This window comes from Duganella aceris, from assembly GCF_011090165.1.
GTDB classification, from domain to species: domain Bacteria; phylum Pseudomonadota; class Gammaproteobacteria; order Burkholderiales; family Burkholderiaceae_D; genus Rugamonas; species Rugamonas aceris.
Genome location: NZ_JAADJT010000002.1, coordinates 533883 through 545295 on the forward strand (window position 1 = coordinate 533883; position 11413 = coordinate 545295).

An 11413-nucleotide genomic window follows, 5' to 3' on the forward strand; every position below is an offset into this window, starting at 1 on the left:
GGCTTGTGCAGCGCACCACACCGGCGTGCGGCTAATCGCGCCTGGTTTTTTTGTCGGAATTGCCGGTGCAGGTGGTGTTGTCTTTGCTGGCGGTCTGGATGTTTTCACCGCCGCTGGCGTCCACTCCGCCCTCCGGACGCAGGCAATCGGCTTTGGCGCCCTTGGGAGGCTTGTTGTCGAAGCCGGGCCGCTCCGGCGGCTGCATGCCGGCGTTACCGAGTTGCCGGGAGCCCGCCTCCGCCTCTGCCTTGCCCGAGCCGTCCGGCTGGAACGCCGTCGCGCCGGTGGTGCCGGTCGGATGCACCACCTCCTTGGGCGGCGCTTGCGCCGGGGCGGCGGTGGCCGCAAGGCACAGCGCGGCCGCTGCGACGGCCTTGATCAACGGAGCATTCATGATCTTCCTCCCGATAAGCTGGTAAAGGCAGATTGTTCCATGCGGCCGCATCCGTCAAGCGGGAGTTACCCCGCCTGAAGGCATAGCTACAACTGACCCCGAGGCTGGAAACCGGCAATTACTTGGACTTCTTGTCGGCTTTGCCGGTGCACGCGGTATTGTCTTTGCTGGATGAGGCGATGTTCTCGCCGCCGCTGGCGTCGACGCCGCCTTGGGGACGATGGCAGTTAGCCTTGGCGCCTTTGGGCGGCTTGTTGTCGAAGCCGGGCTTGGCCTGCTCCTTCATGCCGGCGTTGCCGTTTTGCGCGGACCCCGCCTCCGCTTCAGCCTTGCCGGAACCGGTGGGCTGGAACGCCGTGGCGCCGGTGGTGCCGGTCGGTTGTGCCTCCGCTTTGGAAGCCGCCGGCTTCTCCTGCGCCTGGCTGAGGCTGGCGGCGAGACAAATTGCCGCCACGCCGATGGTCTTGATGACTGAGGCTTTCATGATCGAACTCCCGATGCTTGGTAAGTATCGATTGTTTCACGTCCATGTCAGCCGGCAAGTAGGAATTCAAGCCGTCGGCGGGTCAGCGCGGAGCTAGAGGATCGTCGCCAGCGCGCACTGGCGGTAGTGGTTGGCCGCTTCTTCCTGTTGCCCCAGCGCTTCGTGCATCTGCGCCAGCTTCAGGTGCGATTCGCGCACCATGCGCGGATCGGACGCGTCCGACAAGGCCTGCTCCAGGAAGCGCTGGGCCTTGCCCCACAACTTCTGCTTCAGGCACAGCGAACCCAGCGTCAACGCCAGCTCGGCGTCGGTCGGACGGGTGTGCATCCACTTCTCGCAATGTTCGATCTGCATCAGCAGCGCGGCCGAGCCGGCCGGCGCCGCGGCCTCGCGGTAGGCGCGCACCACGCGGTCGTCCCAGTCGGCGGCCAGCGATTCCTCCGCCACCAGCCGCGCTTCGTCGTGCAGGCCGCGCGCGTTGAGGGCGGTGGCGGCGCGGCAGGCGACGTAGGGCTTGATGCGATCGGCGTTCGGCACCGTCGACCAGACCCGCAACAGCGATTCGGCGTCATGCGTGCCGTCGGACAGCATGTCGTCGTAGGCCAGCTCGCGCAGCCGCGACGACAGCGCCGGATGCAGCGCGCGGTGCTTGTCCAGCGAACGCACCAGGCGCAGCACTTCCGGCCAGTTCTTGGCCTGCTGCTGCGCCTTCAGCGACATCTGCAAGGCATGGATATGGCGCGTGCCGCTGGTGTTGAGCTCGCGCACCGCCTCCAGCGCCGCTTCCGGCTGGTGGTCGTCGACCAGCAATTCGGTCATCGTCATCAGGCGCGCGGTCTTCATGACGTTGTCGTCGCTGATGCGCGCCAGCCAGTTGTCGCGGCGCGGACCCTGGCGCATGCGGTGCGCGGCGCGGGCGCCGATCAGCGCGGCGACGCCGGCGTTTTCCTGCAATTCGGCGGCGCGCATCGCGGCTTTTTCGGCGTGGCCGAAGCGGCCTTCGAACAAGGCCTTCAGCGCTTCGCGCAGACCCTTGTTGCCGTCGCGCTCGCGCTTCTGCTGGCGATACGCGGCGACCTTGCCCGGCATCTTGACCGTGGCGCGGAAGGCGCGGATCAGGATGTACAGGAACACGAACAGCGCCGCCAGCAGCACCACGAAGAAGTTCAGCGACAGGTCGATCCGGTGCGGCGGGTAGAACAGCACCACATTGCCCGGATTAAAACGCGCCGTCACGGCGATGCCGATGGCGGCGGCCATCAATGCGACTATCCAGAGAAATAAACGCATGACTAGGGCTTCGCTTTGTAGTTGCGCACAGCGTTCAGGCTGTCGGACAGGGTCGGCATCTCGATCGCGAGATTGCTGCTCTGGACCTGGCGCAGCAGCGCCTGCACGGTCTGGGTGGACTTGGCGCGGGTGTCGAAGTATTTGACCAGCGCTTCCTGCGCCGCGATCAGGTCGGCGCGGAACGCCGTCTCATTGCGCGACAACAGCGCCATGCGCGCGTTCAGCAAGCGCAGCTTGAGGTTCTCGCGCAGGAAATAGGACTGCGTCGGCGACAGCATCAGCGCGTCCGGCGTCTCCACGCTGCGCACGCGGATCAGTTGACGCACGTCGGTCCACATCTCGCCGCTCCAGCCGTTCCAGGTGTCCTGCACCGCCTGCAGCCACGGGCTGGTCGGCGCCGGGGCCGGCGCGGGCTTGCTATCCTTGCCGCCGGCCTTGGCCTTGGTTTTCTTCTCAGGCGGCGCCGGCAGCGTCGGCTTTTCGTCCGACAGCATCGGCAGCAGGTCGATCTGCGCGATCGCACTGTCCAGGCGCAGCGCCACGCCGACCGAGTCGACGCTCGGCAGGGCCTTGAGTTTTTCCGTGTCGCGGCCGATGGCGCGGCGGATGGTGATGAATTGCGGCTTGTCCGAACGCGACAGGCTGCGGTCGGCGTTTTGCAGCGCGATCAGCGCGCCCGGCACGTTGCCGGCCAGTTGCAGCTGCTGCGACGCGGTCGACAGCACTTGTTCGATCTCGGTCAGCGCCCACTCGTCGCGGTTCTTCGACAGATCCTGATACAGCTGCTCCAGCGCCAGTTGCTGGCTCTGCGCCTCCTGCTGCTTGCTCTCCAACAGCGCGACCTTGGCTTGCAGCTCCTTGGTGTTTTCCTGCACCGAGCGCGCCAGCGAGCCGGTTTCGGCGTTGACTGCATCGCCTTTTTGCAGCCGCAGCGCCATCTCTTCGCGCAGTTTGTTGACGCGCGCGTGCGACGACCAGGTCTGGCCGGCCAGCAGGATCGTCAGCACCAGAATGCCGATCATCAGCATTTGCGGCTGTTGCAAGGTCTCTAACAAGCTTGGCTCAGGCTGCGACGACGGCGGCGCAGGCGGGGTCTCGGTGGCCTTGGCGGTCGAGACGACGGGATCGGGTAATGTAGGCAAATCGTTCATAGGCGTGATTGTAACGCGGCCAGCAGGCGTTCGTCGCCTGATCCTGTGAGCGTCAGTCTGGAAAATCCTAAATTATTTGCCGTTTCGGCAATTCGGGTATGCGGAACGATCAAATGCTGTTGTTGCATCAATACAACGCTATTCTGTTGCAATGGATCGGGATGCTCAATATCCAATTTGGCCAGTAAATCGCACAGGCCGCGCAGCGCTTCGGAGCTGGTGACGATCCAGTCGTTCTGCCGCGCCAGCAGACGCCGCAGCGTGGCCGCCAGCGCCGGCGTCAGCGGCGGCACCGAACGGCGATAGGCCGGCACCACATCGACCACCGCTCCGGCCGCGCGCAGGCCGTCGGCCATCAGCTCGCGTCCGCTTTCGCCGCGGATGATCAGCACCGGGCGGCCGGCCAGCGCGGCCAGGTCCAGCGTTTGCAGCAGGTGTTCTGAATCGCTGTGGGCGCTGTCGGCCGGACTGACGATGTCGACCGTGTCCGGCGTGACACCGTGCGCCGCCAGCGCGGCGCGGCTGCCCTCGCCCAGCACCGCCAGCTTGACGCCGGCCGGCCACTGCCGGATGTGTGCGAACGCGGCGTCGATGGCGTTGGGCGAGACGAAGGCGACCATCGAGTAATCCGCCAGCCTGGCCAGCGCCGCCAGCAACGGCGCGGTGTCCCGCAGCGGCGCGATTTCCAGCAGCGGCAACAGTTCCACCTCACGGCCCAGCGCGGCGACGCGGGCCGCCAGCGGCCGGGCCTGCGCCAGTGGACGGGTGATGACGACGGCGCCGGTCATCCTCGGGTCAGGCGGCCGCGGGCGGCTCGGCCAGCGTGGCCGAACGGGCGTCGGCGTCGGCCTGCGCCGCCTCGCTCAGGCAGGAGGCCAGGATATCGACCGCGTCCTGCGCGCGCAGCAGCTCGGCCACCTGCTCGCCCAGCGCTTCCGGCTCGGCGGCCGGGCCGCTGACTTCGGCGCTGGCCATGCGCAGGCCGTCCGGCGTGGCGACCATCGCGCGCAGATGCATCTGCCCGGCGTCGACCGTGGCGAACGCCGCCAGCGGCACCTGGCAGCTGCCGCCGAACACCTTCGACACCTTGCGCTCGGCGGTGACCGCTTGCCACGTGGCTTCATGGTTCAGCGGCGCCAGGATCGCCATCAGATCGACGCCGTCGTCGCGCAGCGCGATTTCAACCGCCATCGCGCCCTGCCCCGCCGCCGGCAGGCTGCTGGCCGGATCGAGATAGGCGCGGATGCGCTCCGGCAGGCCGAGGCGGATCAGGCCGGCGGCGGCCAGGATGATGGCCGCGTAGTCGCCGCGATCGAGCTTGCCGAGACGGGTGTCGAGATTGCCGCGCAGCGGCTTGATGACCAGATGCGGATAGCGCGCCGCGATCAGCGCCTGGCGGCGCAGGCTGCTGGTGCCGACCACGGCGCCGGCCGGCAACTCGTCGAGCGCGGCGTAATCGTTGGAGACGAAGGCGTCGCGCGGGTCCTCGCGTTCCAGCACGGCGGCCAGCGCGAAGCCTTCCGGCAACTCCATCGGCACGTCCTTGAGCGAGTGCACGGCCAGGTCGGCGCGGCCCTCGGCCATGGCCACTTCCAGTTCTTTGACAAACAGCCCCTTGCCGCCTACCTTGGACAGCGTGCGATCCAGAATTTGATCGCCTTTTGTCGACATTCCTACAATTTTGACATCGCACTGCGGATATAATAATGTCAAGCGGGCGCGCACATGCTCGGCCTGCCACATGGCGAGGCGGCTTTCACGCGAAGCGATCACCAACGTGGACGGAGGATTTTGTAGTAATTCCGATATTTTCAAAACCAGTTCTTTCGCTGTAGCTGACGCTCACCGGCGCAGGCCAGTAAATCGCGCGTGTTTAAGATCACAAATTTTATCACGCTCACCTTCTTGCAGAACCGGGCTACAAGCCTTTGCACCGACATTTCACCCTTTGTGGTTATCTCCATGGCAAAACAATCTAGTGCAACGAACGATCAAACGGCTGACCAACCCACCGGCATCGACAAGGATGCCCCGCTAAAAGAGGATATCCGCCTGCTAGGCCGCCTGCTGGGCGACGTGCTGCGCGACCAGGAGGGCGAGGAAGTCTACGCCGTGGTCGAAACCATCCGCCAGACGGCGGTGCGCTTCCGCCGCGAAGCCGACGCCGGCGCCGCCAAGGAGCTGGACGGCATGCTGAAGATCCTGACCCGCGAGCAAACCATTTCGGTGGTGCGTGCGTTCTCGTACTTCTCGCACCTGGCCAACATCGCCGAAGACCAGCATCACATCCGCCGCCGCCGCGCCCATTTGCTGGCCGGCTCGAACCCGCAACAAGGCAGCGTCAGCTTCGCACTGTGCAAGCTGAAGGAAGCCGGCGTCAGCCAGGAGACCGTCGGCGAATTCTTCCAGCAGGCGCTGATCGCGCCGGTGCTGACCGCGCACCCGACCGAAGTGCAGCGCAAATCCATCCTCGACGCCGAGCACGACATCGCCCGCCTGCTGGCCGAGCGCGACCTGCCGCTGACGCCGAAGGAACAGGCGGCGAATATGCACCTGCTGCGCGCGCGCATCGCCACGCTGTGGCAGACCCGCATGCTGCGCTACTCCAAGCTGACGGTGGCCGACGAGATCGAAAACGCGCTGTCCTACTACCGCATCACCTTCCTGCGCGAGCTGCCGGGCTTGTATGACGACATCGAAACCGACATCGCCGCCCACTACGGCGACGGCGCCGTCACGCAGATCGACGCGCCGTACGTGCAGATGGGCAGCTGGATCGGCGGCGACCGCGACGGCAATCCGAACGTCAACGGCGGCACCATGCAGCACGCGCTGACGCGCCAGGCCACCACCATCCTCGACTTCTACCTGGAGGAAGCGCACACGCTGGGCGCCGAGTTGTCGGTCTCGACCCTGATGGTCAAGTGCAGCACGGCATTGCAGGCGCTGGCCGACCAGTCGCCGGACACCTCCGACCACCGCGCCGACGAACCGTACCGCCGCGCCCTGATCGGCGTCTACGCGCGGCTGGCCAGCACCGCGCGCGCGCTGGGCGCGACCAACATCCTGCGCAAGGAAGTCGGCCACGCCGAACCGTACGCCGGCGCCGCCGAATTCGCCGCCGACCTGCAAATATTGATCGACTCGCTGAGCGCCAACCACGGCGCGGCGCTGATCCATCCACGGCTGTCGACGCTGAAGCGCGCGGCCGACATCTTCGGCTTCCACCTGGCCTCGCTGGACATGCGGCAGTCGTCGGACATCCACGAGCGCGTGCTGGCCGAGCTGTTCAACAAGGCCGGCGGCCAGGCCGACTACTCGTCGCTGGACGAGGACGCCAAGGTGGCGCTGCTGCTGAGCGAGCTGGCGCAGCCGCGCCTGCTGTACTCGCCGTACATCGCCTACTCGGCCGAGACGGTGTCGGAACTGGGCGTGCTCAGCGCCGCGCGCGGCATCCGCGCCCGCTACGGCGCGCGCGCCATCCGCAATTACATCATCTCGCACACCGAAGAAGTGTCCGACCTGCTGGAAGTGCTGCTGCTGCAAAAGGAAATGGGCCTGCTGCGCATCGCCGAGGCTGAATTGGACCTGATGGTGATCCCGCTGTTCGAAACCATCCCCGACCTGCAGCGCGCGGCCGGCATCATGGAAGCGGTGATGGCGATCCCGCTGGTCAAGCAGTTGATCGCCAAGCAGGGCCAGATCCAGGAAGTGATGCTGGGCTATTCGGACTCCAACAAGGACGGCGGCTTCCTGACCTCGACCTGGGAACTGTACAAGGCCGAAACCCACCTGGTCACCGTGTTTGAAAAGGCCGGCGTCAAGCTGCGCCTGTTCCACGGCCGGGGCGGCACGGTGGGTCGCGGCGGCGGACCGTCGTACGAAGCGATCCTGGCGCAGCCGCACGGCACCGTCAACGGCCAGATCCGCCTGACCGAACAGGGCGAGATCATCGCCTCCAAGTTCTCCAACAAGGACATCGGCCGGCGCAACCTGGAGCTGCTGGTCGCCGCCACGCTGGAAGCGAGCCTGATGCCGCAGCCGGAGGACGCCGCGCACCAGGCGCAGCTGCGCCAGTTCGAAGCCATCATGGCCGACATCTCGGACCGCGCCTACAAGGCCTACCGCAACCTGGTGTACGAGACCCCGGGCTTCACCGACTACTTCTTCGCCGCCACGCCGATCGCCGAGATCGCCGAGCTGAATTTGGGTTCGCGTCCGGCCTCGCGCAAATCGACCAAGCGCATCGAAGACCTGCGCGCGATTCCATGGGGCTTCTCGTGGGGCCAATGCCGCCTGCTGCTGCCGGGCTGGTACGGCTTCGGCAGCGCGATCGGCTCATGGGTGGCCGACGGCGACCAGGCCGAGCGCCTGACGCAGCTGCAAGCGATGTGCAAGCAATGGCCGTTCTTCGCCACGCTGCTGTCGAACATGGACATGGTGCTGGCCAAGACCGACCTGGCGATCGCCTCGCGTTATGCCGAGCTGGTGCAGGACAAGGAACTGCGCGAACGCATCTTCAAGCGCATCACCGAAGAGCACGCGAACACGCTGACGATCCTGGAGAGCATCACCGGCGCCACCGAACGGCTGGCCGGCAATCCGCTGCTGGCGCGCTCGATCCAGAACCGCTTCGCCTATCTGGACCCGCTGAACCACTTGCAAGTGGAGCTGATCAAGCGGCACCGTTCGGTGGCGACTGAGCCTGGCAAGGTGGACGAGCGGGTACACCGCGGCATCCACCTGTCGATCAACGGCGTCGCCGCCGGGCTGCGCAACACAGGCTAACGCCAAGGTGAACTAGCGCATCGACCGCGCCGCCCCCGATGTCCCAAACTCCGGGGTCAGAGCTAAAAACTGGACACGAGCTCATGTCCAGTTTTTAGCTCTGACCCCGGAGTTGCCAGGGTGCGGCGCCGACTGGTATCCGAAATTATCCCACCGAGTTTTACGCACCATGCAGCAGCGCGTAGCCCACACCGGAAATGGCGACCGCCGTACCGGCGACCAGCGGCACGATGACACCTGCGAGTCCACCCAGCGTCGCCGCCTGCACGCGCCGGAATACGGCGACGTCATAGCCGATGGCCAGCGCCACCAGGGCCAGCATCCCTGCGATCGCGAACAGCGGCGCGGCGCCAACGCCCAGTCCGACAACCGGCCAGAACGCGAAACGCGCGAAGGCCGGCCCGACGATCGCCAACGAGGCGAAGAAGATCATCCTGTGGTGCGCCATAAATCGATGCCGCAGTTTGACGCCCGCGCCGACGAGAATCGCGAACGACGCCAGGCTCATGAAGTTCCCCCAGACGAACATGTTCTCGGGATCGCCGGCCGATGTGATTTGCCGCGCCACATTCCAGTTGACCTGTATCCCGCTGTAGATCACGCAGACGATGACCGGAGCGGCCAGCCACGCGATCCTGCCATGCCACTCGCGCGCGCCTTTCAGCACCATCGCGCCTTGCAGCGCCACCAATCCGTACCATGCGGTTAAAGCAATCCCATGCAATAACAGCACCAACGGCAGCGGGCGCGCGATAAACAGGTGGCGCAAATAGAACGTCCGCCCAAAACCGATCAGCACCACGGACAACAGGAAGAGATGGGCCAGCAGGAAGATCCGGGTTTCTTTCGAACGTGCATTCATTTTGGCATCTCCGCCTGACACAGACCCTTCGGGGTCCAGTCATGCACCAGCGTGGTTGGAGGAAGGGCTGCGTCGTGCAGGATCATTGCGAATCCCTTTCGCGGCTCATGTCCCAATGCCATGAGCAGCATTGGCGGACCGCCCTGCACGATCAGGCTGTTTCCCGCGCCGCGTCCGACTTGCACGCCGTCGGGCGTCTCAAGGCAGGTCTCGCCGCTGACGGCGTAGAACGCTTCCGGTCCTGAGTGCACGTGGATCGGCGCAGTCATGCCGGGGCTGAAGGTTGACTTCAGAAACTCCGCTGCATAGGCTGTATTGTTGCTGACGGAAACGGGACCAACCTCGGCGACATGCTCGCCATGTAAGGCGCGGGCGGATTTGGCGCCGACGGTGAACAACCATATTTTTCCAAACGCTGCGATCACCTCGCCGCCGCTTGCGCTGTCCTGCCGCGCCGCTTGCATCGTGGGATAGGTGTACAAGCCCCAATACACGGGTTGGCCGCCGAGATCTCCCAGGTCGCGGCGCGCAATGAGGCAGGCGGGACCTGGCCGCTCGTCGCTCAGGCTGTCGGCGTCGCAAGACCTTGACGTCGCCTGGGCCATCGCGGCGGAGCTGGCGGCGACGAAAATGCTCGCCACCAAAGCAAGACGAAACGCAAGCATGGCACCTCCGGTCGCGTGGAGCAGCTCGACCGGCCGCATAGCATTGAGGATAGTATTTTTTTAATAATGATGCAACATGCAATCCACGCCCAAGCGTCAGAGGCCGCTGCCCTGGCGCTCGGCCTTCTTGGCGGGCAACAGCGGATCGAGCAGTTGGCCGCCCAGACTGTCGGCTTGGGGGGTGTCGGTGCCGTACTCGGCCGGCCAGTGGCGCGGCAGGTAGTGGCTGCCGAACAGGCGGTCGAGCACCGGCAGCGTCGAGGCGTAGTTGCGGTTGATGTGGTCGTGGCGGCTGTGATGCCAGTGGTGGAAGGCGGGCGTCGCCACCAGCCATTCCAGCGGACCCAGGCGCCAGCGCAGGTTGGCGTGGATGAAGAAACCCCAAGCCATGCCCACCACCAGCAGCAAGGCTGGCGCGGCGCTGCCGGCCATGCTCGGGCCAGCCAGGCCCAGCAAATATAACGGGATCAAGCCGAACAGCCGCGTCACGACCATGTCGACCGGATGGGTGCGGGTGTTGGCGAGGAAACTCAACTGCTCGGTGCTGTGGTGCAGCGCATGGAAGCGCCACAGCACCGGCAACTCATGGCTGAGCCGGTGCCCCCAATAGAAGCCGATCTCGCCGACCACGAACACCAGCGCGATCCGGGCCGCCGTCGGCATCGCCTGGATCGCGCCGGTGAGCGCAGCCGGCACGATGTGCTGGGCGGCCACCGCCAGCAGCGCCGTCGGCGCGCTGAGCAACACGATCGGCACCATGCTGCTGATGACGTAATACGCCAGGTCGTGCAGCCGCTCGCGCCGCGTCCGTTTCGCGCGCGGCGCGCCGAACCAGCGCTCCAGCGGAACGAACACCGCCGTCAACAGCACCAGCCAGACACACAGGCGCAGCGCGGTGGCGGCGAATTCGCCGAGCGGGGCCGACATCGCGCCGTCCAGTCGCTGACGCGGGACTTAGGCCGGCGTGGCCGCGCGACGGCGGCGCGCCAGGAAGCCGACCAGGCCGAACCCGCCCAGCATCATGGCCCAGGTTGATGGCTCGGGAACCGCCGCCGTCAGCGAGACGTTGTCCAGCAGCAGGAACGGCGGCGCGCCGGGCGCGGTGCCCTTGGCCAGGAACGACAGCACTTGGCTGGTGCCGCTGGCGGCGAAGGTCATGGTCGCGGTTTTCCAGCCGCTGAAGCCGCCGTTATCGATGGTCAGCAGGCTGGTGTTCTGGGTGGTGTCGCCGAAGCCGACCTGCCAGTAGTTGTCGTAGTTGGCGCCGGTGAATCCGACTTGCTGCGCCAGCGCGTAGCTGAACGTCAACGTGTACAGGCTGTCGTCCGTCAGGCCGGTGATGGTCTGCGACAGCGTGCCAGGGTGATACTGGGAATCGGAGGCGAACACGTTGCCGCTGCCAAGCGAGCCGGAGATATCGCTCTTCATCCATTTGACCGACGCTTTGGTGTTGGCGATCGAGCTGTCCAGCACAAAGTTGAAGCCGGCGTTCTTGTCGCTATCGATGCTGGTCCAGCCGGTCAGCATGGTGCGCTTGTCGTTGACCTGTTTCGCGGTCTTCAGTTCTTTGTTGTTGCCGTTGGTGGTCTGGCTGAAATCGCCGTTGACCACTAGGTTGGTGGCTGCATGGGCCATGCCCGCGCTCAGGGCGGCGACGGCGGAAATGGACAGCAGAATAGATTTAATGCGCATGGCAAGACTCCGATAAATAACAGGTAGTTTGGGTAGCCGCCAGCGATTGTTGGGCCGACGCGGGTTCGACGATGAGGCGTGTCGAGC

The 11413-nt window shown here is 65.6% G+C and carries 11 protein-coding genes; 1 reads left to right on the forward strand and 10 read right to left on the reverse strand.

Annotation, left to right across the window (positions count from 1 at the left end; genetic code table 11):
- Nucleotides 1-31: 31 nt before the first annotated feature.
- From GW587_RS06955 to hemC, 6 genes are all read right to left on the reverse strand, one after another.
- Nucleotides 32-394, reverse strand: coding sequence for a hypothetical protein (locus tag GW587_RS06955; protein WP_166100300.1), 363 nt, complete (start codon nucleotides 392-394; stop codon nucleotides 32-34).
- 118 nt (nucleotides 395-512) lie between these two features.
- Nucleotides 513-878, reverse strand: a complete 366-nt coding sequence (locus GW587_RS06960) for a hypothetical protein (RefSeq protein WP_166100302.1) — start codon at nucleotides 876-878, stop codon at nucleotides 513-515.
- 93 nt (nucleotides 879-971) lie between these two features.
- A complete protein-coding gene (locus GW587_RS06965) occupies nucleotides 972-2168 on the reverse strand; it encodes a heme biosynthesis protein HemY (RefSeq protein WP_166100305.1) in 1197 nt (398 codons plus the stop codon).
- 2 nt (nucleotides 2169-2170) lie between these two features.
- Nucleotides 2171-3319, reverse strand: coding sequence for a uroporphyrinogen-III C-methyltransferase (locus tag GW587_RS06970; protein WP_166100306.1), 1149 nt, complete (start codon nucleotides 3317-3319; stop codon nucleotides 2171-2173).
- Nucleotides 3316-4107 (reverse strand): uroporphyrinogen-III synthase, encoded by a 792-nt coding sequence (locus tag GW587_RS06975; protein WP_166100309.1) that lies wholly within the window; start codon nucleotides 4105-4107, stop codon nucleotides 3316-3318. The genes GW587_RS06970 and GW587_RS06975 overlap by 4 nt, the downstream gene beginning before the upstream one ends.
- Before the next feature lie 7 nt (nucleotides 4108-4114).
- Nucleotides 4115-5134: a hydroxymethylbilane synthase gene (hemC, locus tag GW587_RS06980; RefSeq protein ID WP_267878030.1), complete on the reverse strand. Its 1020-nt coding sequence runs from the start codon at nucleotides 5132-5134 to the stop codon at nucleotides 4115-4117.
- 147 nt (nucleotides 5135-5281) lie between these two features.
- Here hemC and ppc point away from each other — a divergent pair, with 147 nt between their 5' ends.
- Nucleotides 5282-8107 carry a phosphoenolpyruvate carboxylase gene (ppc, locus tag GW587_RS06985; RefSeq protein ID WP_166100312.1) on the forward strand — a complete coding sequence of 942 codons (2826 nt, stop codon included), beginning with the start codon at nucleotides 5282-5284 and terminating at the stop codon, nucleotides 8105-8107.
- A 160-nt stretch (nucleotides 8108-8267) separates the two neighbouring features.
- On the opposite strand, the gene GW587_RS06990 is transcribed toward ppc, so the two are convergent.
- The 4 genes from GW587_RS06990 to GW587_RS07005 all read right to left on the reverse strand — a co-directional run bounded on the left by GW587_RS06990 (nucleotide 8268) and on the right by GW587_RS07005 (nucleotide 11326).
- Nucleotides 8268-8969: a hypothetical protein gene (locus GW587_RS06990; protein ID WP_166100314.1), complete on the reverse strand. Its 702-nt coding sequence runs from the start codon at nucleotides 8967-8969 to the stop codon at nucleotides 8268-8270.
- Nucleotides 8966-9634, reverse strand: coding sequence for a cupin domain-containing protein (locus GW587_RS06995; protein WP_166100317.1), 669 nt, complete (start codon nucleotides 9632-9634; stop codon nucleotides 8966-8968). Before GW587_RS06995 ends, GW587_RS06990 begins: the two co-directional genes overlap by 4 nt.
- A gap of 96 nt (nucleotides 9635-9730) precedes the next feature.
- Nucleotides 9731-10561: a sterol desaturase family protein gene (locus GW587_RS07000; protein ID WP_166100319.1), complete on the reverse strand. Its 831-nt coding sequence runs from the start codon at nucleotides 10559-10561 to the stop codon at nucleotides 9731-9733.
- 27 nt (nucleotides 10562-10588) lie between these two features.
- Entirely contained in the window at nucleotides 10589-11326 is a 738-nt protein-coding gene (locus GW587_RS07005; protein WP_166100321.1) for a PEPxxWA-CTERM sorting domain-containing protein, read from the reverse strand.
- Between the last annotated feature and the right edge of the window lie 87 nt (nucleotides 11327-11413).